Below are 22687 nucleotides of genomic sequence, written 5' to 3'. Positions count from 1 at the left end.
GCGACAAAATGTCAGCCACTAGCACTCGGTGAAGTCTCGTTTTCTTTTTTAATCAGCAGCTTCTTCGTTATCCATCATATTGTCTAAGGCAATAGCTAGTCCCACCATCACGGCCTCATAATCTTCATCATAGACATCAAGAACAAAGGTATCCCGAATAGCAAAAATCTTATGGTTAATTGAACCAATCTTCTCGCCATCAAGGGTAAGCGCAAAATTGTTATCTAGGAAATTCCCCTTCAAGTCCAAATTATAGTCAGGACTAGTAATTTTAACCTTTCTCCTAAAGAAACTCAGCCGGTCTTTAATGGTCACTTGACTGCCATCAACAAATTTGATCTGGTATTCTGAAAAGATTTTGAAAAGTTTCCGGTTAATCTCAAAAAGCGGCTGTCCTTGAGGATCAGACACTTTAACTTTGTGGCCAAAAAACCTAAAGTCTTCATCTACTCGGTAACAGACCTGACCCTGGTCGTCTTTGATATTATAGTGGTCCGTGATTTTAAAAATCCTCTGTTTAATATATAAACGGCGCATCGTCTGACACAAGCCCCTTTCCTTAGTCCCAGCAGTTATCGAAAAAAATTACTTAGTCTCTTCTGACTTAAAGGCAGTTGGATCAAAGGATGAACTAGGTTCTACAGCCACTAACCAATTTAAATTATCCTTATCTGAATTGAGGTCAGTGGGGGTGCCTTCAGCCTTTTCATTTTTACCGACAACTTTACCAGACAAAGGTGCTAAGATATCGGTCACTGCCTTTTCCGCTTCAATAGAAACGAAGGCTTCCCCAGCTACCAAGTCTTGGTCGACTAAATAATTAATAAAGGAAATGTCACCAAATTCTTCTTGGCCAGCCTTAGAAAGGCCAATGATCACTTGCTTATCTGCTGTTTGAGTTAACCATAAACCAGTGTCAGTGTATACTTTTTCCATTGTTTACTTCCCCTCTTTTTCTATCCAGTAAGCCATAGTGTCTTCTTTGGCCCCTGTAGTTGCTACTTCCTTGTCTGTCACTAAGGGACATTTAATTAACATCCCATCACTCGCTAATAAATCAGCAATTTCTTTCTGGGATAAGTCATCAATTTTATCCTTTAAGCCCATTTCTCGGTAAGCCGACCCCGACGTGTTAAAGACTTGCTTGGGCCGGTCAGTGTTTTCTAGGGCCCGTTTTATATCTTCCTTACTAGGCACTTGTTTGCGGATATCGTAAAACTGATAGTCAACCCCGGCCTCGTTAAAGGCTTTCTCCATTCGCCGTGAGGTAGAACATTGCTTAAGGCCATATAAACTGATCAAGACGGTCACCTCCACTTAACTTGCGCAATAGGCGATTGAGCCAATGTTGTTGAATTTCTGCTTCACTACGGTTTTGATTGTACTGGATGGACAAGACAAAGCCCATACAGAGCATATTAGTTAATAAGGCTGAGCCCCCTTGCGAAATAAAGGGTAAGGGAATCCCTGTCAAGGGCAAGAGCCCAATGGACATACCAATATTTTCTACAATATGGAAGAGAATCATAGAAACGATCCCGGCCGTGCCTGCGATATAGAAGGAATCGTAGGATTCATAGGCAATGGCAATCATGGTTAAGATCAATAAGAAATAAAGCAGGATCAAGAGACTGCTGCCAATGAAGCCAAAGTTTTCACCAATCGTGGAAAAAATCATGTCGGACTCTCTTACGGGGACATAAACTTCAAAATTACCAAAACCCTTACCCAGCCATTGACCCGAGCCAATGGCCTTGATACTTTGACTCAGTTGGTAGGACTCCCGCCGCGTATTTTCAAAGGGAGCCAACCAGGAATCAATCCGGGCAAATTGATAATCTTGAAAACCTAAGTGATAAAGTAAGTCACGATTGTAAATCACCAAAAAGAGTAAGCCAGCAAAGACGGCACCAATAATTAAAGCAATGGTCAGAATAATTCGCCAGTTAACTCCCGAAGCAAAAATCATACCCGAAAAGATCATCATAAATACCAGGGTCGTCCCAAAGTCATTCTGTAATAGGATCAAAACCACCGGTACTGCAGTCCATAAAATCATACGGCCAATAAATTTAAAGTCCCATTTTAACTGTTTAGAAACCGGTAAAGCGTCATAATTCAAAGCTTCCGTTCTTTGATTAAATTCACTGACCAAGCGAGACATCATTAAGATATAGAAGAACTTCATGATTTCTGACGGTTGGAAGGACAAGGTCCCGATGGTGAACCAAGATTTAGCCCCAAACAAGGTATATTGTTGGCGGTCATAGAAAAACAGGACCAAGATCAAGAGAAAGATCCCGAAACCATACAGGACAGGAACAAATCGGTAAAAGGTCTTCTTGTCAATCTGCATGACAAAGACAATGGCGATAAAACTAACCACATACCAAAAGATTTGCATCAAAGTGGGCTTTAATGAGCCGCCCCCAAATTGTAAATAAGTGGTGGCAAATATCACCGCGACACTCATGGCCATCAGAGCTAATAAAAGCGCGATAATGGTTGGATTAATGGATTTTGCTTGGCTAACTTTTTTTAAACGTTGGCTTCTTGAACGTGCCATACTTACACTCCTTAGTTTAACAGCTAAAAATACGCTTAGTCATTCTTCTGTAAAGCTTCCGCTTGGATCGCCTTGGAGGCCCGCTTTAAAGGACTATAGGCGATTTCCTTATCATTTAAATGAGGAAAATCTGGAGATAGACTGACCTCATACTTAATGCGTTGATCAAGATAGGTATCCGCATGTTTATAGCGATAATAAATGGTATTGACTAAGGCTCCAACAATAAGTGCCATCCCATTTAAATACAGGTAAAGCATTAAGGCAATGAAAACGCCAATGGTCCCGTTTTGAACCGAAGAACCCCCGGCAAACTGGACATAGACGCCAAACAAGCTGGAAATTAAGAGAACCATTACAGCAGCGGTCACCGATCCGGGTAAGGCGTATTTCAAGGTCATCGGTTGGTTAGGAACGACGATATAGATAAATAACATCAAGATAAAGACCGAAATCAAGAGGACAGGCCATTTTAAGCCCAGTAATAATTCCACAAAACCTAGAGGCAAGGGAATAAAATTGTTAATAACGCGCAGAAGAGTCTCGCCAAAGACAAAAAAGAGCGAGAATACACCCACAGTCAAGACTAAGAGAAAGGCGATCAAGAAGGAAGCAATCCGAGTAATTACCGCATTTTTGTGGTCGGGATTGCCATAGACCCGGTTCAAGACCCGCTGTAAGGCGGAGAAACCAGCCGAGGATGACCAAATCACTAAGATGGTATTAATTGAAAGACTCCCGGCACTGGTGGAATCTAAATATGATTCCAAGGTAGGAATCAGCAAAGGCTCAATTTCATTAGGGAGAATGGCTGTAATCCACTCCACTGCCTGGGCTGAATCAAAGGGGAGTAAAGGAATAATATTGGCTACTAAAAGTAGCATAGGGAAAATTGCCAACAAGGCATAATAAGCCAGTTCGGCTGCTGAACTACCAATACTGGCATCCTGGACGCTCTGACTGGCAATCGGCACTAAAACTTCTTTGATTTTCTTCACGGATCTCGCTCCTATCTTGATAGATGTCTTACCCATTATACAATAGATCCGCCTCAGTGTGTCAAACAAGCTGGGACGAGGTTGGCTTTTTAAATTTTCTAATTTAAATCGAAAGAGAATTAATGAAAGCCTTGGCAGTCTGACTAGAGAAAAGGGTTTCTCTCACTGTAAAAACATAAAGGTCAAAGTCTCCCGATATGCCTTCAGCAAAAAAGTAATTGCGGTAGCTTCCTCGGTCGATATCCTTAATATGCAGGTCCCACAATTGGTAGTAGCCCTTATTAGTTTGAATAATCGCCCCTTTGTTAAAGTCGCGCTGGTAGCGATAGCCTTTGCCTTCTAACCAGGAACGAATATTTTTGCGACAATGGCTTTCTTTATAGATCACTTGCATATTTATCACCTAATTTCATTTTATCGAACAGGTGTTCTATTTGCAAGTGAAGATAAGAAAAACCAGAGCGTCTGGCCCTGGTTAATTACGTGATAAATGAGGATTTAGAAAATTAGTTGACCTTTTGCCATTGACCGGACACCAAGTCCATACTGGTTAATTCGCCCGTTTGGTTGTTGTAACGGTAGATAGCAACAAGGTTGGTATGAATTTGGTTATTAGGTGATTGGCGACGGATTTCCACTTGAACAAGATTGTCGTCTACCTTAGAAGGCATGAAACTATAATCTTCGCTGCGGTAAATATTATCAGTGACTTGGTGGATCATAGGCACCACTTTAGCAATAATGTCATTAGAATTATTGGATGGGGTCACTGAACTGGCAGGTTTCTCAGCAGCTTCTGCTTGGCTCTTGCTTGCTGATTGACCTGGTCCCGCTTGACCACTTTCATTATTTGCTTTAACGCTTTTACCCTTGACTTGGCTACTTGCCTTATCTGACTGACTCGATTTTTCTTGGTCAGTATCTTGCTTCTTGTCAGTGCCCGTTTTTTGGCTGCTTTCCTTAGCTTGACTGCTGGAAGTTTGCTCGGTTTTGGCATCGGATGATTGGTGCTTATCGGCAAAAGACACGCCCTGTTCGGAACAAGCCGCTAGCAGGAAAGCGCTAAGTGTAACCGCGATAAAACCTTTTAAATTTTTATTCATAATAAATCCCTCATTTATTTTTAAATAAATCATTTTCTAATCGAGTGTATTCGTATCCACTCTGCTTCACTTATTATTTTACCACAGCTTTTAATCCAAAAATGATCAGCCCATAATCTTTACGTTTTCCTAATTTTTAACTCTGGAAAAGAAAACTTAGGCCTTACGGTAGTTCTCTAGGTCTTTTGGATAAGGCATGGCGGTTTGGGCACCGACCTTGGTGGTTGATAGGGTTGCAGCAATCGAAGACAGACGGAGAGCCTCTTCCAGAGGAGTCCCTTGAGCCATTAAAGCCGCGAAGGCGCCATTCATGGTGTCCCCTGCCCCAGTCGTATCTTTAACATCAGCTTCAATCGTTGGAATCGAAAGTACTTGGCCCTCATGGACATAGGAAATTCCTTGCGAACCCCGAGTAACAATCAACAAGGCATCGTGGGCTTGGCTCCATTCCAACATAGCTGCCTCGATTTCCGAGTCGTCAATGTCACGGCCCAACATTCCGGCAAATTCGGTTTCGTTAGGGGTGACAATATCAGCCAGATCAACAAATTCATTAATCCCTGAGTCAAAAGGTGCTGGATTTAAGATAGTCCTTGCCCCTTTTTCCCGTGCAATTGAAAAAGCCTGCTTGACGGTGGCTAAGGGAACTTCTAATTGGGCCAGGACAATGTCGCCTTCCTCAACCAAAACAGCAAAGTCCTCACCGACTTCAACTAAGCCATTAGCGCCCGGCAAAACGACAATGGAATTATCCGCTTGAACGGAAAAGATGGCTGCCATCCCAGTGAAAATATTCTTTTCTACCTTGATCTGGTCAGTCACTACCCCTTCCTTCTTGAGGTGTTTGAGGGCTTTGTCACCAAAGGAATCATCGCCAACGCTACCAACCATCCGTACATCGCCAGCTAAGCGGGCAGCAGCAACGGCTTGATTGGCCCCCTTGCCGCCCATAAAATAATTGACAGTATCCCCTAAAATGGTTTCGCCAATTCGAGGTAGGCGGTCAGTCACCATGGTCATATCGATATTAATACTGCCAACAACAATTACTTTACTCATTTTGCTCCCTATCTTTCTATTTTTCACGCAACTTTTATGATGAAACTCAAGTCATGCTTTTCTCAATTGAAGCGCAATCGCTTACAATATAATCACCTTAAGTTTATCATCTTTTCTAGTCGCTAACAAGCTAGCTATCAGGACTTAGGAAGTGGATTTTCTTTAATCCAACCTCTTTTTCTCAACCAGCCAAAGACTAAGATGGTCAGCAAAATAAAGCAAAGTGCCCCACAAGTATCCAAGTAGACATCAGCCAGGAGCCCGGTCCGGTTGGGAGTAAATATCTGCCGTAATTCGTCAAAAGCCGCATAGCCAGAAGTCAACAAGGTCGCTAAAGTAGCGCGAACTGGCAAGCTTTTAACATCCATTAATAAGGAGAGGTAGGCGAGACTAGCCAGACTACCAAAGAGGACAAAGTGAGCTCCCTTGCGGATAAAGAACTCAATGAAAGCAAAGTAGCCCCGTGCTTGAATGGAAATTTCCTCTCCAGCATAGGTAAAAGAAAGACCACTTAATAAGTCTTTTCCAGGTTGATAGGCCAAGAGCCTGTTTAATAAAGGGATTACGCTCTGGTCTTCATAAGAAGTCGATGAACTGGGAAAAGTCAATACTAATAGAAGAATTAAAGCAATAAAGGCTAGGTTTCGAATTTGTTTTAAGGTCACAATAGGCTCCTTTTTAGGTCAATTGATATTTTATATCACCCATTTTCTCAGGGCTTGACTTACCCCATGGTCATCGTTGGAACTGGTTAAATAATCCGCTGCTGCTTGAACTTCCTGAGGTGCGTTAGCCATAGCTATTCCTAGCCCAGCTAATTGAAGCATGGGGATATCATTAAAATTATCACCAATAGCTAAACAATTTTCAAGCGGGACTTGGTAGACTTCCGCAATTTCTCGCAAGGCATTTTCTTTGGAGACACCCTTAGCCGTCACTTCTAAGTAATTGTCCTTAGAGAGGTAGAAGTCGCAATGTTTGAAGTTAACCGAATTGAGATAGTCTTCTAAACGACTAATTTGGTCAGGCTGGTCAATTAGGAGAAACTTATTAATCCCAATCCCCTCTTCAAGTAAGGTTTGAGGGTCTTTAATAATCGGTTTATCCTGAGTAATAGCGGCTTCTTCATCCGTCCAAGGGCTCTTGGCACTGGCATACCAGTCCGCTCCGGCATAGGGGTTGATAGAAACCGTAGGGAATTGACTTTGGAGGAGGTTAATCAGTTGCCCGGCTTCATTGGGATCAATCACATGGTTAACCAGGGCTTGGTCGAGTTTTTCCGGATCACTTGGCACAATCAAGGCCCCATTATAAGTAGCGATCGGGTTCTGGTCGAGTTCTAATTCCCTGGCTAAGCCATACATACCCCGGGGTGAGCGGGCAGAAGCTAAGACAAAGGGAATCCCTTGCTTTTTGAGAGATTTTATCTGGTCCTTCAATTGGTCATCGACCTGGTGGTTAGAATCGAGAATGGTTCCATCAATGTCACTGATTACCAGTTTAATCTGAGCTTTCGTCATGATCTTCTTCCTTTCTGTCGGTTTCAATTACTTCCAATCCATCAATCTTTTTAATCGCTTCAGGGGCTTGGCTAGTGATTAGATAATCAATTTCTTCCAGGGTCCCCGCTTGGTAGTGGCCACTTTGTTGGAATTTCTCCGCTCCTGCTAGGAGCACTGTGGTCTGCGAATTTTTGATTACCACTTCCTTAAGCTGGCAGTCAGCCTGGTCGTCATAGGAGATTTTTCCACCCTTTAAACCCGCAGCTCCAATAAAGGCCACATCAAAATATAGCCGGTCAAGTTGCTTAAGAGTGTCTAAGTTAGCAAAGAAACGGTTCTTAGGATAGTACTTGCCTCCTAAGAGGTTAAAGTCTACCCTTTCTTTCTCAGAAAAAATCAGGGCATTATCTAAAGAATGGGAATATACCGTCATAGGTCCTTCACTTAACTGGGCCAATTGGCTAACTACGGTAGAGACATCGAAAAAGTAAAAGCCTTCTTTTAGAAGAAATTTTTGTGCCACCTGAGCAATGGCCCGTTTAGCTCGGGTTGATTGCTTGGAGCGACTTTGGTAAGGAGCAATGACTGGCACTTGCTTAGGCAAGATTAATCCTCCATGGGTACGATGGGCAAGCCCTTGGCCTTCCAGTAAATTAAAATCCCGGCGGACCGTATCTCTTGAAACACCCAAAGCTGCGGTCATTTCCTTAGCCGTTAACCGCCCCTTGTCTTTTAATTCCTTCATGATTACTCTTAAACGTTCCTCTTGATACATGGTGACCTCCTTTCTACCATATTTTTTACTTGCTGACTTTATTTTAGCATGTTTTTCTGCATTTGTAAGTTATTTTAAGTAATTATATGCTTTTATCATTGTTTTTAAGTATCAATAACTTAGTGAGCATTCGTTCTGTTTTAGAAATCTAGTCGTTTCTACTAACATTTCTACTAACTTTTAGCGGACATAAAAAAGAGGCCCCAAGAACATCTACAAATCAATATTCTTGAGACCTCTATAAAATTTATTATCACCCGGGCGGGATTCGAACCCGTGATTCCGCGCTGAGAACGCGGCGTCTTAACCCCTTGACCACCGGGCAGTGCCTTGTGTCATCGCTTGACGACAGTAACTAGAATACGCCTGATCTTTTCATTTGTAAAGACCTAATTTTAATGAATATGGCTTTTTATAATCAATAATGAAAAGAAAGCTGAAAAATTTGCCTAAATCCCATATAATTACTACTATAAGGGATGAATAATCCGTATAATTAACGAAACCAATTTAGGGGAGGTTTTTCTATGACAGAAAATCAACGTCTACTCGACCAGTTTGTGCCTGATCACTATGACATCTACTTGGACATTAGCCGCCAAGATAAGCGTTTTAGTGGGACTACCACCGTCAAGGGCCACGCACAGGGTCAAGACATTGTATTAAATCAAAAATATCTAACTACAGAAAAAGTCACTGTGGATGGGGAGTTAGCTTCTTTTTCACAAGATGATCAAGCAGAGACTTTGACCATTGCTAATGATAAGGAAGGTCAAGTGGAAGTAGAAGTCACTTACCATGCTAACCTGACCGACTCCATGATGGGGATTTACCCTTCTTATTATGAAGTTGACGGTGAAGAAAAACAGTTGGTCGGCACGCAGTTTGAGACTACGTTTGCCCGCCAAGCCTTTCCTTGTGTGGATGAACCTGCTGCTAAGGCCACTTTCTCCCTAGCCATTAAATTTGACGAAGAAGCAGGCGAAAGCATTATCGCTAACCAACCCGAGATCAAATGCGAAGACGGTGTCCACTACTTCGAAGAAACCGTGCGCATGTCAAGCTACCTCATCGCCTTTGTCTTTGGTGACTTACAAAAGAAAATCACCCACACCAAATCAGGTGTTGAAATTGGCGTATTTGCTACTAAAGCTCACGCGGATAAGGAACTTGACTTTGCCTTAGATATCAGTAAACGTTCGATCGAATTCTTCGAAGAATTCTACGACACCCCCTACCCGCTGGAACATTCCTACCAAGTTGGCCTACCTGACTTTTCAGCTGGTGCCATGGAAAACTGGGGGCTTGTCACTTACCGGGAAGCTTATCTCTTAATTGATCCGGATAACGCCTCCCTACCAACCAAACAATTAGTGGCTACCGTGATCGCCCACGAACTCGCCCACCAATGGTTCGGTAACTTAGTTACCATGAACTGGTGGGATGACTTATGGTTGAACGAATCCTTTGCCAACATGATGGAATATGTAGCAATCGATGCTTTGGAACCAGAGTGGAAGGTCTGGGAACTCTTCCAAACTTCCGATGTGCCTGCTGCCCTAGAGCGTGATGCGACTGACGGCGTGCAATCGGTTCATGTTATGGTTAATGACCCAGCCGAAATCGACTCCATCTTCGACTCCGCCATTGTCTATGCCAAAGGAGCCCGTCTCTTAGTGATGGTGCGTTCCTTATTAGGTGACGACGACCTCCGTAAAGGGTTGAAAGCTTACTTTGAAAAACACCAATACTACAACGCCAAGGGCCAAGACCTCTGGGATGCCCTCTCTCAAGCTTCCGGCTTAGATATTGGGGCCATCATGGATTCTTGGTTAGAACAACCTGGCTATCCAGTGGTATCGGCTAAGTTAGTGGATGGTGACTTAGTCTTAAGCCAAGAACAATTCTTTATTGGCCAAGGCGAAGACCAAGGACGTCTCTGGCAAATTCCACTCCAAGCCAACAACGACCAAGTGCCAGAAATCATGACCGAGTCAGAAATCACAGTTTCAAACTTCCAAAAAGGCGACCAAGCCTTAAGACTCAATGTCGGAAATAACTCTCACTTTATCGTTGATTACGATGAAGAACTCTTAAACGACATCATTGATGAATTAGACCAATTGTCGGCTATAGACCAACTCCAAGTCTTACAAGACTTGAACCTATTGGCTAAGGGTGGTCGTTTATCCTACGCTAAGCTGATTCCTTTACTGGACAAATTAGCTAGCGCTGAATCTGCCATTGTTCATGAAAAGATTGCTGCAATCTTTTCGGTATTGAAAGACTTTGCCCGTCCAAATAGTGACGAAGAAGCAACTATTAAGCAATATATCCGCTCACTCTACCATGACCAAGTTGAAAAGCTAGGCGTAGAAGCTTGGAAAGGCGAAAGTCTGGAAGCCGAACTCAGTCGTCCAACGATTTTAGCCGCTTCTCTCTATGCTGAAGATAATGTAGTCATTGAGGGCCTCCATGAACTTTACTTAAACTCTGGTGGTGGAGAAAACAAGGAAAACCTTCCCGCTGACCGCCGTGCCCTACTCTTGAAGAATGAAGTGGTTAACTATGGTAATGATGATCTTTACCAAGACTACCTCACTGCCTACCAAAAATCAGCCAACCCAAGTCTAAAGGCTGACCTCCGTCAAGCCTTGACTGCTTCTAAAGATGAAGCCTTCTTAGACCAAATTGTAGGCCACTTCCAAGAAGCTAATGTGATTAAACCCCAAGACTTGCGGGCTTGGTATCGTGGAGTTCTCGCTAACCCAGTTGGGGAAGAAAAAGCCTGGAACTGGTTAAGGAATAATTGGGGCTGGCTAGAAGCCAAAGTCGGTGGCGACATGGAATTTGCAACCTATATCACTGTCACCGCAGCTATCTTTAATACTGAAGAACGTCTAGCAGAATTTAAAGACTTCTTCGAAGAAAAAGTCGATGTGCCTGGACTAGGACGTGAAATCCGCATGGACATCAAGGTCATCGAAGGCCGGGTAGACTTTATTGAAAAAGAAAAGGATGCTGTCTTAAGCTCTATCAGAGATGCTAATAATAAGTAACAAAAGAAATTAAGTATGCCAGCCAGCATGACTGAAGATTAAAGCAGATGCATTGAGAGGTGCTTCTGCTTTTTGCTTGGTTAAAATATTCAAAAGGTTAGTTTCCCTTTAGAGCAATCAATCATTTGACAAGTATACTTGGCATGTTATTATGAAGTTGTGCCAAGTACACTTGGCGAGAAAGGTGGAACAAAATATGAAGAAAGAAGACAAAGAACGCATTCTAGCTAAATATCGCTCAGACAATCAGGATGAATATCAGCAACATCTTATTAAGAAGGCAGACGACTATGGCTTTGCGGCCATGTGCGTGGTGGCGATTGTTTTGATGGCGATAAAAGCCATTAATGGGCAAAGTATTGCAGATATTGAAGTCCTGTTATTTACCTTTATATCAGTGAATTTCTATAAAAGATATAAAATTAGCCAAGAAAAATCTGCATTAATCCTTTTTATCTTTACTTCGGTATTAAATATCGCCTTTTTCATTCGATTTATAAATAGTAGTTTTGGGGCAGCCTAATGGATAAAGAATTAATCTTACACAACCGTCTCAAAGCAATCCGTAAAGAAAAAGGCCTGAGTCAGCAGGCCTTAGCAGACATGATCGGCGTCTCACGGAACTCGATTTCATCGATTGAAACCGGGCAATTCAACCCCACTGCTAAATTAGCCCTCATCTTGTGTATCGCTTTAGACTGTCAATTTGAGGACATGTTTTATTTTGAAGATGATAATACTTGAAAAAAACGTCTAGTTACAGGGCTAGACGTTTTTCTACTTGGACTTATATCTCATTATTACGCAACTGTTCTACGATTTGATTGGCCTTTTCTTGTTCTTCATCTGAAAATGTTGGGTAGTGGGGGTCGATTTTTTCAATGACTTCAATCAAGGCTTGGGTGGCAATTTTGCGGGCTAGCCAAGGGTTGTCAGCAGGCAAGATATACCAAGGGGCATAGTCACAAGCTGTGTTTTGAAGCATCTTCTCAAAGACTTCTTGGTAGAGATCCCACTTCTTGCGGTCCTCAATATCTGAGAAGGAAAATTCATGGTTCTTTTCCCGCTCCTCAATCCGTTCTAGAAGGCGCTCCCGTTGCTTATCTTTAGACATATGGAAGAAGAATTTGACCACAGGAAAACCATTTTCACAGAGATACTTTTCAAATTGGAGAATTTGCTGGTATCGTTTTTCGACCACTTGGGGATCGTCACGAATTTCTCTGGGTTGGTCATCGGAATCCAAGGAATCGTGCACTTGAGGTGCGATGATATCTTCATAGTAAGACCGGTTTAAGATCGCAATCGTTCCCCTTTCCGGCATCCCTTCATGCATGCGCCAGAGATAATCATGGGCAATTTCATTGTCTGATGGCTGTTGATAAGAAGTGACTTTGAGCGCCTGGGGTTGTAAGGTTGAGAAAATATAGCGGATCAACTCGTCCTTCCCCGCCGCGTCCAAGGCTTGAAGAGCAACTAAGAGCCCATGGGTTCCCTCCGCAGTCAAGCGGTCATGCCAATCCACTAATTGAGGAACCAGACTTTCATAGATCTCCTCTTTTAATTTTTCGTCTTCAGCATCACTCAGGTAAGCCGTCTGGAAGTCAGCCAGGCTGAAATTGCCGTCGGTGACTTTAAAATCTTTAAATTCCATGGCAGATCTTTTCCTTTCTTTATCAATCGTGGTATTCATTACTTTTAATTTAACATGAAAACGCTTTTATAGAAATAGAAAAGACTTGACCCTAGGCTTGAAATAGCCTCTAATCCTTTAAAAGTTACCCTTACGGAACTCTTCAAGGATTAAGGCGGTAGCCCGTGAGTCATTGAGACCGTCGTGGGCGCGGTTTTGAATGCCATAATAACTTTTAACAGTGGTCAACTTATAGTTTGGGGTGCAGATGGGACTCAAACGCGCCATTTCTAGGACATCCATATGGGGTCTAAGACTTAAATCAATGCCAGTATTAGCACGCAGCATGGGAATATCAAATTTCTTGCTGTTGTAGCCGGCCAGAGGAAGATCAGCGATAAAGGTCATGAAATCCTTAGCCACCTGGTCGATTGTAGGCGCCCCCATAACATCGACATCACTAATCCCAGTTAACTGAGTAATCTTATAAGGAATCGTCCGCTCAGGATTAACGAGTTGATCAAAAGTAGCTACTTCCCTGCCCTCCTTAAAATGAACCGCTCCAAGCTGGATAATTTTACTGGAAAAGCCCAGTCCTGTAGTCTCTAAGTCAAAGACGACATACTCACTGGGAACTTGGCTAAAAATATTATAGGTCATGCTTTTAGAATCTCCTTTTAATAGTCATTTTACAATTTATGGATTCCTTCAGTGTTGTTTCAACGATTTTTAAAGTTGTTGCATCTCTATCCTATGAAAATTTTACCCCTTTGGAAAGGAAAAACCACCCTCCTCCTTAACAAGAGAAAGGTGGTCCATATTAAATGCCTATCAGTCTGAGGAGGTAACCTAACAAGGGACCATAGAAGGCATAGTCAGTTTCAGCTAGAACCCGCATGATTTGCGCGTAGTCCCCTACCATAGGTAATAGGAGAGCTTGTCCGAAAATCAGGATCAAGCCATTGGTGAAGGAAGCAGCAATCGCTCCGCGTCTCCCACCAGTACTATTACCGAAGATAGCCGTGATGGCACCGGTAAAGAAAGTCGGAATCAAGGCTGGGAAAACAGGGATAGGGTAGCCAATTAATCCTAAAACAAAGACGCCCAGGAAGCCTGCCAATAAGCTCATTAAGAAACCAACGATCACGCTCGTCGGATGGTAAGGGAAAAGTAAAGGCACATCTAAACCAGGGACAGCATTTGGAATTAACTTGGCTGAAATACCGTGGAAGGCCGGAACAATTTCCGCTAAGAGCATCCGGACTCCAGTAATAATCACCGTAATCCACATCCCAAAGGTAAGCCCATTAATTAAGCTAAAGGTTAAAATATCTTGTCCCTTAGACACTTGGTCAACCACAAAGCTTGGCCCAGCTAAGAGAGAAAGTCCCAAGAATAAGGCCATCATCACTAAGGATAAGGCAATGGTCATTTCCCGTAAGAAACCGAGGGCTTTAGGAAATTGGATTTCTTCAATGTCACGACTGCCCTTACCCACTACTTTACCTAACAAGGCGCCAATCAATAATCCGACTGAAGAAGAGTGAGCTAAGGTAAAGCCTTGACCACCCTTGATATTCTTCATAAAGGGATAAACATAGGCACAGGTTACGGTCAAGTAAACGCCAAGAATAATAGCACCAATAATAACAATGGCTGCAGTCGATAAACTGGTATTAAATTTTAAGAGAGCCGCAATTAAACCTGCATAGAAGAAAGACACATGGGCACTGAGGTGGACAAATTTTAAGGGCGTGAAGCGAGCTATTAAAATATTAAGCACAAAACCGAGAGCAAAAATCAAGGCCATCTCAAAGCCGACACCCTCGAGACCACCCATGGCTTGGTCAAGACTCGGCACATTAACATTCAAGTTAAAAATCTTAATAAACATGGGTTGGAGTGGCAATAAGGCCATCCCTAGAAATTTCCCACCCTCATTGATGAGTAAGAAACCGATCATGGCCTTAATTACAGAAGAGATCACCTTATCGAAAGATTTCTTTTGAATCAATAGTCCAATTAAGCAGACCAAACCAATAATAAAGACGGCCTGGGAAAAGATGGTTTGAATAAAATAAAGTAATAGGTTCATCGAACAGCCTCCTCTTCACTAGCTAGGTTAAGGATTTGGCTTCTTAGGTAATCCTGGTCCAACATATTATCCATGATAATTAAATGTTTGACCTGTCCCTCTAAACGTTCAGCAAAGGCTGAGGAAGTGATAATCACGTCATAGTCATAAGGGTTGAGTGAAGAAATGTCAGCAGCTTCCACACTGCCGTCGATGCCTTCATCGGATAAAATATTTTGGGCGAACACTTTTAACATCACGCTAGAACCTACTCCAGCGCCACATACCGTTACAAATTTCATAAGTCATAGCCTCCTAAATCGTTTAAATCTGCTAAAATGTCTTCTTTATCACTGGCTTGAAGCCACTTCTCTTTAGTTGCTTCTGACTGCAAGAGCTCAGCCAGCTGCATTAAGGTTTCAAGATGTTTTTTGCTATCGGTCGCACTCAAGCACAAGATTAAGTGAACGGGATCATTAGTGGGATGAGAAAAAACAATCGGCCTCTTAAAAGTCACCAGACTAAAGCCCGTTTTCAAAGCGCCCTCTTCCGGTCGTGCGTGGGGGAAGGCAATTCCCGGGGCAATTACAAAGTAAGGCCCCTGCTTATGGTAGCGGTCAAGCATGGCTTGGATATAGTCTTGACTAATTAAGCCATCTGCTTCTAATAAATTTCCGCCAAATTGAATCGCTGCTTCTGGACTTTCGAGTTCGACTTGCAAGGCGATTCGATTGGGGTGAATAAAGTCTGTCATGTGCTAATCTCCTCTACTAATGATCTGAAAACTTCCGGATGAGAACAAAAAAAAGCCGCATAGAAAAGTTAAGCGGACTTGTGTAAAAACTCACAGTCTCACATAACCGCCATCTATGCGGCTTCATTCTCTTCGATTACATCCGGCATAGACTCCTCTTCAATTGGGGTAACCAAAATAAAGCGAGTCTAACCGTTCTTAGTTATCTCACTTTACTCTACGCCAGCCTTGCCAAGAAATGAATACTAAAGTCATGATGTAATCTCCTTAATAATGTTTTGATTTACTGATAGTTTATCCTCTCTAAGTCTCACTGTCAACTTAGTAAAAAAGATCAATAGTGATCGGTGTTAGTGGTGTTATGATTTATTTTTAGGATTCAGTTAATATTTTTAGTGATTTTGTGAGTCGCTGTAATAGTAAAAGCCCTTGTTGGACTCCCTATTGGAAGAGCTGACAAGGGCTGATTTTTTTGCGTAAATAACCTAGCTTTGTTGAAATAAAGCCTGCAACTTTGTACCTGATTTGAACCACATAGCCGCATGTTAATTTCAATGCACGCAGGCGTGAAGCCTGCGACTAGCGGACTTGTATAAGATGTCTGGATGCGTCCTTTAATTTCAATCCACGCAGACGCGTAGCCTGCGACGCGGGAAACGGTATATTTTGGTTCACGTGCATCTATTTCAATCCTCGCAGGCGTGAGCCTGCGACCGCTGTTTTGTGGTATGAAAGTATGCCTTATGTCTATTTCAATCCACGCAGGCGCGAAGCCTGCGACTTTTCAATTTTTTTCTTAGTTTCATCAGTTAAGGAATTTCAATCCACGCAGGCGCGAAGCCTGCGACTAAAACCCTAGTTGTTGCTCCGCTCTCTGTGGCGATTTCAATCCACGCAGGCGCGAAGCCTGCGACCTTACGTTTTGTTACCGAGTCCAGCATTTCAGCAATTTCAATCCACGCAGGCGCGAAGCCTGCGACACTTGTCGTCATAGATCACTAACCCCGCACTTGTCATTTCAATCCACGCAGGCGCGAAGCCTGCGACGAGCCCGTCTTTTGCATTATTAACGGCAACGGAGGATTTCAATCCACGCAGGCGCGAAGCCTGCGACGCACAACTCACGCTTATAAGATCGTGCCAGTCGTTATTTCAATCCACGCAGGCGCGAAGCCTGCGACTAATCTTCCGCCGCTTTATACGCTTGTCTTACAAAATTTCAATCCACGCAGGCGCGAAGCCTGCGACACTTTAGGCCTCTTAGGTAGTCTCTAACCGGGTGATTTCAATCCACGCAGGCGCGAAGCCTGCGACATTAGCGCAATCATTAGCGTATAATTCGACTAACATTTCAATCCACGCAGGCGCGAAGCCTGCGACAGCTCTTTTTACAAGTTTTCACTATATTTTCATAATATAAGTGCCTAAAAAAGAGCAAAATAATCACTTATATTATATTTTTAAGGCCATAATACAAACGAAACTACCGATACAAATCTGTGTGCTTGGGGTTCGTTATAAGAGTAAGACGTCCTTTTCAGGGTGATAGGTATCGTCCCGTCCTAAAGTTTGTACTCGATGATCCCAATTCTTACCCAGATTATAGAAGCGGATCGAATCGACCTCACTATCTATGATATCATCTAATTTCGATTTAACGAGTGCTAATTGCCCAGGATCTAAGCTACATTCAAAAACCGAATTTTGAACCCGTTGACCATAGTCAACACAAACCTTGGCCACCTTACGTAAACGTTTCTGACCAGCCTTACTTTCAGTATTCACATCATAAGTAATTAACACCATCATCTCAAATCACCTTTAACTAATAAATGCCGGATAGTAGTCAATGTCTCCACGAATATACCGTGCTAGTAGCTGCGCTTGCACATAGGGAATTAGGCCTATACTAATCTTTTCTTTCAGATAGGGATGCTTTATTTCCTGTTGCTTTCTTTTCTGCCAAGCATTGATCACTTTTGTTCTGCCGTCATCATTTAACAAGACAGCAGAATTTTCCTTCACTTCAAAGTCATCTGCCTTGATTTGTTTACGGTTAATCAAAGAAACGACTAGACGATCCACTAGATAGGCCCGTAATTCTTCCATCATATCCAAGGCTAAGCCTGCCCGACCTGGTCGATCGGTATGAAAGAAACCAACATAACTATCCAGTCCGACCGTTTCCAAAGCAGATTGGACTTCATGAGTCAGCAAGCTATACAAGAATGACAGAGCTGCGTTGACTCGATTGAGTGGAGGGCGTCTCGAACGAAAGACAAATTTAAAATCTTCTTTCTGGTGAAGGATAAGCGAATCAAATAACTGAAAGTAAGTCCTAGCCCCATCCCCTTCAATTCCGCGCAACTCATCACTAGTTGTGACTGTCGGGATAGTCAGTATACTTTCTTTTATTTTATCACATGCAATTTGTATCTCTTCTAAGTTACCCAAACGATCTTTATAGTCATTTATTAACCGCAAATAATTTTTTCGGCTATTAATTAATTTAGCCTCGATTATCCACTTAGCGCATTGAAGCGCTCTCTCATCATCAGCTATCCGGTACTGTTCCCTGCGCAATAGGACATTACCATTGGTTTTACCGATAAATTTCCCACAAAAATTACCACTTGGAGTCAAAAAAGTTAAGGAGATCTTATGCTCATTACATAATTTAATTAAGGCCGGACTCACACCTACATAATTAAAGGTAACGATATCTTCCAAAATATGAATGGGAAATCGTCTGATGATTTTCCCATCCAATTTGATAATAATGTTTTCTCCTTGACAACCTAAATAATAATCTTCATTGGTGATATATAAAGTATTTAATAATTTTCTCATGTTAGATCATCATCCATCGTCTTAATCATATAGGCCTCATAGTCGAATTCTGGACGCAAAGCATAAGATAAACTTATATCGCGCAAGGAATCACCTTTATCATCAGGAGCTTCACTTAAGCCAATATTTTCCTGCTTAACAAAAGCCTCATGCATTTCATCCGCAAGCTCTTGAACTAGTTGGCGGTATTCCTGCGTAATCTCAACTTTCACTCGATGTTGGGTTTTGCCATAAAAAAGATAAGATTCTTCAATTGTAGTATTCAAGTTCTCTTCTAAGCAAATTACCTCAGCAACTAATTGAACAATATCACGCAAATCCTGCTTTGGTTTCCCCCGTTTGAATTCAATGATGCGAGGAAGCCATTTCCCCTTGCGATTAGCTAACTCGACCCCATGCTCTTCATCTTTAGTGAATTCGACCACATCTAATATTCCTGTTAAGCCAAGTTTCTTGGAAGAGACCGGGACCGCTCGCGAGATAAAATGATTCCGTCTTTTTTCTTTCAAATAAGGATTATCCGCTTTCTCATGCAATAACTGACCTTCGATGGTGTACTGATTATCCGCCCACTGCTGTTCTAAATGAATTAAACACCACTGCCGTTTTGAATAGTAGAAGTGTTGAATTCCTGAGAGCATCAAATAATCGTCTTCATCATAGGCCATGGAAATGCTCCACTTTCAGACCTGCTTCTTGGTATTCTTTCAACTTATCCTCATCAAGATGAATGCCGTAATCGTCATAAGAATGAATATCTAAAGTAGGCACTTCATCGTATTGTAAGAGGTTAAAGACTTTACCACTTGATACCACTCCGATTTTACTTGGGTGGTCGAACCAGTAAATATCAACCACTTCCATACTACCTTCTGGTCTTGCTGCAGAAGCATCATTAACAAATAAAGTGCGCAGACATTCCTTAACTAAGTCAGCATCTTCTTCAGAAAATTGAGTCTTTTCAGCAAAATAAGGATTAATGCTGCCCTTAATCACATAGACACCATAATCGACATATTGCTTAGAACCCATAGTATCTGAAGCTCTGTCATTACCTTTTTCAGCGGCATTAGTGCTCCGAGTAATCTGCATGGAAACGACCTCAACGGGAGATAAGCTCTTGGCCATAGCAATTGAAACCGGGCCACGGATACCAATTGATTTACCATCATAAGTTACCACTTGCCCAAATGACCGTACATCCACCCAATTTTCACAGAAACCTTTAGCCATTTCTTCATTAGGCATCTTTTTTCTTTCATCTTTATCTTCAAAAGCAGCTTCATAACGACTTTGTAGGGAGAGATAACCATCATCGATCCGGTCATTGGCCTTCACAAAGATTTCCTGTCCTTGGTCCTGCATCCGGTTTCTTAATTTACGCTTCAAACAAACATCAGTAATAATTCCATAGCCGCCAATATCAGTGCGGGGATAATTTCCTGCTAGAGGGTCCCCATTAGGATTAGCATTTTTTACTTCAATCGTAGCGATAAAATCAATCTTATGGTCTAAACTCATTATCAATTCCTCCTATTTTGCTTCTACTTGGCTATTTTTACTGCTTTTCTTATAAATTTCACGTTTTTGTGCTTGATAACCTAAGATGAAGTCAAAGCCTACCTTGCGATTGCCCTGCTTTGCATCAACCTTCAAATCATCAATTTGGTTAAGGATTTCCCGCTCAAAACGTTCATAACGACGGTAATATTTGCCATCTTTTTTCAAACGAATTCGGTAAGGCATAATGCGTTCATTGACCACTTGGAAGGCACCCATGGGGTAATTCATTAGCTGACTCCAGTACTTTTCAACATTAGTTACTTTAACTTTCTTCTTGCCATCTTCTGAATCATTGACTGGAGAGGCAGTAAGTTCCATCACTTCGTAAACCGCAGCTAAACGGCCGTATAAATAACTTAAACTTTGGTTCTCTCTATCCACAGCTTCACTCACTTCTTTCTTTTCATAATCCCAATAGTATTTCTTCATAATAGCGCAGGCATAATTCACTAAAGTTAGCCAGGTTTTTCGATAGCGATTCCTTTGCGACACATTGAGAGCCATTTTTTGAATAATATCCAAAGGAAACTTCCGACCATCCACTAAACAGGGCAAAAGCTTTTGATAGACAAGGTTTTGAACCTTGTCTTTGGCTGGTAAAATACGCTTTTCTTCACTAATCCCATAAGTAAAGCGGGCAATATTATAAAATGAAGGAGATTGCACATGGCGATAACCAGGAGCTCCAAAGGTCCAATAGGTCGATTCATACCAGACAGCGAGTTGGTCTACATACTGGTCTAAGGAAATCTCTCTGAAATATTTAATGGCTACCCGTCCATTACTAATCTTTTGAATAAGTAAAACAAAGAAATTTTCCAAGGTGATATCGCGATCTTTTTCCTCCATTTTGCCAATGAAGGCTTGTCGAAAGGCATTAGCATCAAGCTCATCAGGTTTATAATCAATTGTGTCCATAGTTCCCATATCGAGTAGCGATGCATCTGAAGCCGAAAAGGTATTATTATCCTCTTCATTTTCGCTAAAGAAAGTTTGCCCCTCAACCAAGGGAATCTGATTATCCTTAATATGTTTGCTAGACCAGGTCAACAAGACGCAACCGTCCTTCATATAGGTGGCAGTTTCCCGATTATCCATCAAGTACTTCAACATATTATGAATTTTTTGAGAGGTCTCATAACCAATACTTGTTACCTTATCCTTATCAGAAATTCTACCTTTATAGGTTTCAATATGGTTACTTACCGAAATCAATTTGGCATTTCCGATAATCCCCCGGTGATTTTTGGCACAAAACATCGCCTGACCAGATATTTGGCAAATTTGATGAGGTAATTGATCCAATTGCGATTGGACAAAGGCAATATAATTTTGGTGTAGAGCCTGACTATTTGAAACAGAAAAGTCTTTAGCGTCAATTTGTAAGATACGGAAAGTAATAAATATAGTCGAATTGATTGTATTTTTCTTATCTTGCGAGTCAAATTCGATCTTTTTATCTTTTAAGACAACATTTTTCGCATCCGGGGATAAAGAATGGATAATATCTTCAGTCAGACTTTGACTTTTCAAATAATCAAAAATAGTCTTTAAGTGCCCTTCAATAGAACTCCCTTGACTGTATGAAAGCCAATCTTTTAATTGGTCTAAATAAGCTTCAAACTTATCTTGATCAAAATCGGGACAGAGATAGGATAATTGGTCGGCTAATGCATGAGGAGCAGTCTTACTTCCCGACCGCACGATGGATTCATGGGTAATGGGGAAAATAAGGGCCTCCCCTTCCTCTAAATAATCAGCACTATGAAATTTCCCCTGCTCATCTAAAACAACCTCAATAGTATCTTTTTTACCTGCTGAGCGATTAGAATGAAAAATCGGTAATAGAACCGGATCCCCTTTGCTGAGATTTTGAGTTTGATCCACCAGGCCATTTTCTTCACATTGTAAGTATGACTGATAGAGACTGGTTAAGACGTTCATTGTTCTGTTCCCTCCAATCTCATGGCTTGATACTCCTCATCGACTAAGGTCATATTTGCTTCATTGAAGGTCTTAAAATGATAATTATTGACTACTTGCTGCATCTGACAATCTTCAGGCCTACAGAAACTTATCTTGCCTTTCTTCATTTGAATCGGAGTGTAGTTACTGTAGAGTTTTAAGTCATCTTCCGCTTCGTTGCCAATTTGTTCATCTGGGTAGGTGAAGCTATGGAACATAATCCCATAACTAACATTCGACTGCTTATAATAAGATTCTCTAGCAGTTTCATAGTAGTCTTTTTCTGATAAACGCTCGACAAAGCCCATACATTCGCTCGTTCCCAGGAAAATGTTGCGTCGTCCTCCGCGCTCTAAGGACCGTAAAATAATCGCTTGGTGCTTGAATTCATTACGGTCCTTGGCTAGATCAGGACGATTAAGGTTCCATTCAAAATGAAATTTAATTAAGTAGTCAACATCTCTCAGATAGGTGTAGTTACTGAGATCATTACCCGGCTTTTTGCCGGTAGTGATGATTGGGCGAGCGCCCATGGTCTCGGTCACTATTCGATTCATGACCACTAGTTCATCAATAACAATATAAATCGTGGGTTTCCAATAAATTTGTTCAGTAATCCCTTTTATAGCTTGGTAGGTGGGAATTTGATAAGTAAACTTCTCTCCACCGCCCTTAGTGACTGGATCTGTAAACAGCGCATAATCTCCATATAGGCGATAATAAAAGGGTTTAGACTGAAAACGATTAGTCTCTTCCATAAGGACTCCTTTCTATACACAAAATACT

25 protein-coding genes, 1 tRNA gene and 1 CRISPR repeat array are annotated in these 22687 nt (G+C 41.8%); of the genes, 3 read left to right on the top strand and 23 right to left on the bottom strand.

What is annotated here, in order from left to right:
* Positions 1-48: 48 nt before the first annotated feature.
* The 12 genes from JFU01_RS00460 to JFU01_RS00405 form a co-directional block, all read right to left on the bottom strand.
* Positions 49-537, bottom strand: a complete 489-nt coding sequence (locus JFU01_RS00460; protein ID WP_195855413.1) for an LURP-one-related/scramblase family protein — start codon at positions 535-537, stop codon at positions 49-51.
* A 48-nt stretch (positions 538-585) separates the two neighbouring features.
* The gene (locus tag JFU01_RS00455) at positions 586-936 is read right to left on the bottom strand and encodes a glycine cleavage system protein H (RefSeq protein ID WP_195855412.1); all 351 of its coding nucleotides are present in this window, start codon (positions 934-936) and stop codon (positions 586-588) included.
* Between the two features lie 3 nt (positions 937-939).
* A complete protein-coding gene (locus JFU01_RS00450) occupies positions 940-1311 on the bottom strand; it encodes a Spx/MgsR family RNA polymerase-binding regulatory protein (protein ID WP_230086914.1) in 372 nt (123 codons plus the stop codon).
* On the bottom strand, positions 1280-2566 hold the full coding sequence (locus JFU01_RS00445; protein ID WP_195855410.1) for an FtsW/RodA/SpoVE family cell cycle protein: 1287 nt from the start codon (positions 2564-2566) through the stop codon (positions 1280-1282). The genes JFU01_RS00450 and JFU01_RS00445 overlap by 32 nt, the downstream gene beginning before the upstream one ends.
* Before the next feature lie 35 nt (positions 2567-2601).
* Entirely contained in the window at positions 2602-3564 is a 963-nt protein-coding gene (locus tag JFU01_RS00440; RefSeq protein ID WP_195855409.1) for a YihY/virulence factor BrkB family protein, read from the bottom strand.
* Between the two features lie 103 nt (positions 3565-3667).
* Entirely contained in the window at positions 3668-3958 is a 291-nt protein-coding gene (locus JFU01_RS00435) for a hypothetical protein (RefSeq protein WP_195855408.1), read from the bottom strand.
* A 112-nt stretch (positions 3959-4070) separates the two neighbouring features.
* Positions 4071-4667 carry a hypothetical protein gene (locus JFU01_RS00430; protein WP_195855407.1) on the bottom strand — a complete coding sequence of 199 codons (597 nt, stop codon included), beginning with the start codon at positions 4665-4667 and terminating at the stop codon, positions 4071-4073.
* Positions 4668-4823: 156 nt separating this feature from the next.
* The gene (locus JFU01_RS00425) at positions 4824-5726 is read right to left on the bottom strand and encodes a ribokinase (RefSeq protein ID WP_195855406.1); all 903 of its coding nucleotides are present in this window, start codon (positions 5724-5726) and stop codon (positions 4824-4826) included.
* Between the two features lie 137 nt (positions 5727-5863).
* Positions 5864-6391 (bottom strand): VanZ family protein, encoded by a 528-nt coding sequence (locus JFU01_RS00420; protein WP_230086913.1) that lies wholly within the window; start codon positions 6389-6391, stop codon positions 5864-5866.
* 30 nt (positions 6392-6421) lie between these two features.
* The gene (locus tag JFU01_RS00415; RefSeq protein WP_195855405.1) at positions 6422-7246 is read right to left on the bottom strand and encodes a Cof-type HAD-IIB family hydrolase; all 825 of its coding nucleotides are present in this window, start codon (positions 7244-7246) and stop codon (positions 6422-6424) included.
* Positions 7227-8003: a DeoR/GlpR family DNA-binding transcription regulator gene (locus tag JFU01_RS00410; RefSeq protein WP_195855404.1), complete on the bottom strand. Its 777-nt coding sequence runs from the start codon at positions 8001-8003 to the stop codon at positions 7227-7229. Before JFU01_RS00410 ends, JFU01_RS00415 begins: the two co-directional genes overlap by 20 nt.
* 253 nt (positions 8004-8256) lie before the next feature.
* A tRNA-Glu gene (locus JFU01_RS00405) sits at positions 8257-8328 on the bottom strand.
* Positions 8329-8530: 202 nt separating this feature from the next.
* On the opposite strand from JFU01_RS00405, the gene JFU01_RS00400 reads away from it, so the two are divergent.
* The 3 genes from JFU01_RS00400 (at position 8531) to JFU01_RS00390 (ending at position 11806) form a co-directional block, all read left to right on the top strand.
* Entirely contained in the window at positions 8531-11062 is a 2532-nt protein-coding gene (locus JFU01_RS00400; RefSeq protein WP_198434168.1) for a M1 family metallopeptidase, read from the top strand.
* Between the two features lie 196 nt (positions 11063-11258).
* On the top strand, positions 11259-11585 hold the full coding sequence (locus tag JFU01_RS00395; RefSeq protein ID WP_195855402.1) for a DUF6442 family protein: 327 nt from the start codon (positions 11259-11261) through the stop codon (positions 11583-11585).
* Positions 11585-11806 (top strand): helix-turn-helix transcriptional regulator, encoded by a 222-nt coding sequence (locus JFU01_RS00390; RefSeq protein ID WP_195854401.1) that lies wholly within the window; start codon positions 11585-11587, stop codon positions 11804-11806. The genes JFU01_RS00395 and JFU01_RS00390 overlap by 1 nt, the downstream gene beginning before the upstream one ends.
* A 43-nt stretch (positions 11807-11849) precedes the next feature.
* Here the strand turns inward: JFU01_RS00390 and JFU01_RS00385 are convergent, their stop codons facing one another.
* The 11 genes from JFU01_RS00385 to cas5c all read right to left on the bottom strand — a co-directional run bounded on the left by JFU01_RS00385 (position 11850) and on the right by cas5c (position 22659).
* On the bottom strand, positions 11850-12716 hold the full coding sequence (locus JFU01_RS00385; protein ID WP_195855401.1) for a PPK2 family polyphosphate kinase: 867 nt from the start codon (positions 12714-12716) through the stop codon (positions 11850-11852).
* 117 nt (positions 12717-12833) lie between these two features.
* Positions 12834-13355, bottom strand: a complete 522-nt coding sequence (locus JFU01_RS00380; RefSeq protein ID WP_195855400.1) for a 3'-5' exonuclease — start codon at positions 13353-13355, stop codon at positions 12834-12836.
* A gap of 160 nt (positions 13356-13515) precedes the next feature.
* A complete protein-coding gene (locus JFU01_RS00375; protein WP_195855399.1) occupies positions 13516-14790 on the bottom strand; it encodes a PTS ascorbate transporter subunit IIC in 1275 nt (424 codons plus the stop codon).
* Positions 14787-15071 (bottom strand): PTS sugar transporter subunit IIB, encoded by a 285-nt coding sequence (locus JFU01_RS00370; RefSeq protein WP_195855398.1) that lies wholly within the window; start codon positions 15069-15071, stop codon positions 14787-14789. The genes JFU01_RS00375 and JFU01_RS00370 overlap by 4 nt, the downstream gene beginning before the upstream one ends.
* Positions 15068-15523 (bottom strand): PTS sugar transporter subunit IIA, encoded by a 456-nt coding sequence (locus JFU01_RS00365; RefSeq protein ID WP_195855397.1) that lies wholly within the window; start codon positions 15521-15523, stop codon positions 15068-15070. Before JFU01_RS00365 ends, JFU01_RS00370 begins: the two co-directional genes overlap by 4 nt.
* A 748-nt stretch (positions 15524-16271) precedes the next feature.
* Positions 16272-16903: direct repeats of the CRISPR family, unit length 32 nt; unit sequence ATTTCAATCCACGCAGGCGCGAAGCCTGCGAC.
* Positions 16904-17038: 135 nt separating this feature from the next.
* Positions 17039-17332 (bottom strand): CRISPR-associated endonuclease Cas2, encoded by a 294-nt coding sequence (cas2, locus tag JFU01_RS00360; RefSeq protein ID WP_195855396.1) that lies wholly within the window; start codon positions 17330-17332, stop codon positions 17039-17041.
* A gap of 12 nt (positions 17333-17344) precedes the next feature.
* Positions 17345-18373, bottom strand: a complete 1029-nt coding sequence (gene cas1c / locus JFU01_RS00355; RefSeq protein WP_195855395.1) for a type I-C CRISPR-associated endonuclease Cas1c — start codon at positions 18371-18373, stop codon at positions 17345-17347.
* Positions 18370-19041 (bottom strand): CRISPR-associated protein Cas4, encoded by a 672-nt coding sequence (gene cas4 / locus JFU01_RS00350; protein WP_195855394.1) that lies wholly within the window; start codon positions 19039-19041, stop codon positions 18370-18372. The genes cas1c and cas4 overlap by 4 nt, the downstream gene beginning before the upstream one ends.
* A complete protein-coding gene (cas7c, locus tag JFU01_RS00345; protein WP_195855393.1) occupies positions 19031-19894 on the bottom strand; it encodes a type I-C CRISPR-associated protein Cas7/Csd2 in 864 nt (287 codons plus the stop codon). The genes cas4 and cas7c overlap by 11 nt, the downstream gene beginning before the upstream one ends.
* A gap of 12 nt (positions 19895-19906) precedes the next feature.
* Positions 19907-21880 (bottom strand): type I-C CRISPR-associated protein Cas8c/Csd1, encoded by a 1974-nt coding sequence (gene cas8c, locus JFU01_RS00340; RefSeq protein WP_195855392.1) that lies wholly within the window; start codon positions 21878-21880, stop codon positions 19907-19909.
* Positions 21877-22659, bottom strand: coding sequence for a type I-C CRISPR-associated protein Cas5c (gene cas5c / locus JFU01_RS00335; protein ID WP_195855391.1), 783 nt, complete (start codon positions 22657-22659; stop codon positions 21877-21879). The genes cas8c and cas5c overlap by 4 nt, the downstream gene beginning before the upstream one ends.
* Positions 22660-22687 lie beyond the last annotated feature (28 nt).

The organism is Aerococcus sp. Group 2 (assembly GCF_905125285.1).
Classification (GTDB): Bacteria; Bacillota; Bacilli; order Lactobacillales; family Aerococcaceae; genus Aerococcus; species Aerococcus urinae_E.
This window is presented reverse-complemented; position numbering and strand designations above follow the sequence as displayed.

Coding starts and splice junctions, on each gene's coding strand:
- JFU01_RS00460 (WP_195855413.1), bottom strand. CDS start 537: ATGCGCCGTTTATATATTAAACAGAGGATTTTTAAAATCACGGACCAC.
- JFU01_RS00455 (WP_195855412.1), bottom strand. CDS start 936: ATGGAAAAAGTATACACTGACACTGGTTTATGGTTAACTCAAACAGCA.
- JFU01_RS00445 (WP_195855410.1), bottom strand. CDS start 2,566: ATGGCACGTTCAAGAAGCCAACGTTTAAAAAAAGTTAGCCAAGCAAAA.
- JFU01_RS00435 (WP_195855408.1), bottom strand. CDS start 3,958: ATGCAAGTGATCTATAAAGAAAGCCATTGTCGCAAAAATATTCGTTCC.
- JFU01_RS00430 (WP_195855407.1), bottom strand. CDS start 4,667: ATGAATAAAAATTTAAAAGGTTTTATCGCGGTTACACTTAGCGCTTTC.
- JFU01_RS00425 (WP_195855406.1), bottom strand. CDS start 5,726: ATGAGTAAAGTAATTGTTGTTGGCAGTATTAATATCGATATGACCATG.
- JFU01_RS00415 (WP_195855405.1), bottom strand. CDS start 7,246: ATGACGAAAGCTCAGATTAAACTGGTAATCAGTGACATTGATGGAACC.
- JFU01_RS00410 (WP_195855404.1), bottom strand. CDS start 8,003: ATGTATCAAGAGGAACGTTTAAGAGTAATCATGAAGGAATTAAAAGAC.
- JFU01_RS00400 (WP_198434168.1), top strand. CDS start 8,531: ATGACAGAAAATCAACGTCTACTCGACCAGTTTGTGCCTGATCACTAT.
- JFU01_RS00395 (WP_195855402.1), top strand. CDS start 11,259: ATGAAGAAAGAAGACAAAGAACGCATTCTAGCTAAATATCGCTCAGAC.
- JFU01_RS00390 (WP_195854401.1), top strand. CDS start 11,585: ATGGATAAAGAATTAATCTTACACAACCGTCTCAAAGCAATCCGTAAA.
- JFU01_RS00385 (WP_195855401.1), bottom strand. CDS start 12,716: ATGGAATTTAAAGATTTTAAAGTCACCGACGGCAATTTCAGCCTGGCT.
- JFU01_RS00380 (WP_195855400.1), bottom strand. CDS start 13,355: ATGACCTATAATATTTTTAGCCAAGTTCCCAGTGAGTATGTCGTCTTT.
- JFU01_RS00375 (WP_195855399.1), bottom strand. CDS start 14,790: ATGAACCTATTACTTTATTTTATTCAAACCATCTTTTCCCAGGCCGTC.
- JFU01_RS00370 (WP_195855398.1), bottom strand. CDS start 15,071: ATGAAATTTGTAACGGTATGTGGCGCTGGAGTAGGTTCTAGCGTGATG.
- JFU01_RS00365 (WP_195855397.1), bottom strand. CDS start 15,523: ATGACAGACTTTATTCACCCCAATCGAATCGCCTTGCAAGTCGAACTC.
- cas2 (WP_195855396.1), bottom strand. CDS start 17,332: ATGATGGTGTTAATTACTTATGATGTGAATACTGAAAGTAAGGCTGGT.
- cas1c (WP_195855395.1), bottom strand. CDS start 18,373: ATGAGAAAATTATTAAATACTTTATATATCACCAATGAAGATTATTAT.
- cas4 (WP_195855394.1), bottom strand. CDS start 19,041: ATGGCCTATGATGAAGACGATTATTTGATGCTCTCAGGAATTCAACAC.
- cas7c (WP_195855393.1), bottom strand. CDS start 19,894: ATGAGTTTAGACCATAAGATTGATTTTATCGCTACGATTGAAGTAAAA.
- cas8c (WP_195855392.1), bottom strand. CDS start 21,880: ATGAACGTCTTAACCAGTCTCTATCAGTCATACTTACAATGTGAAGAA.
- cas5c (WP_195855391.1), bottom strand. CDS start 22,659: ATGGAAGAGACTAATCGTTTTCAGTCTAAACCCTTTTATTATCGCCTA.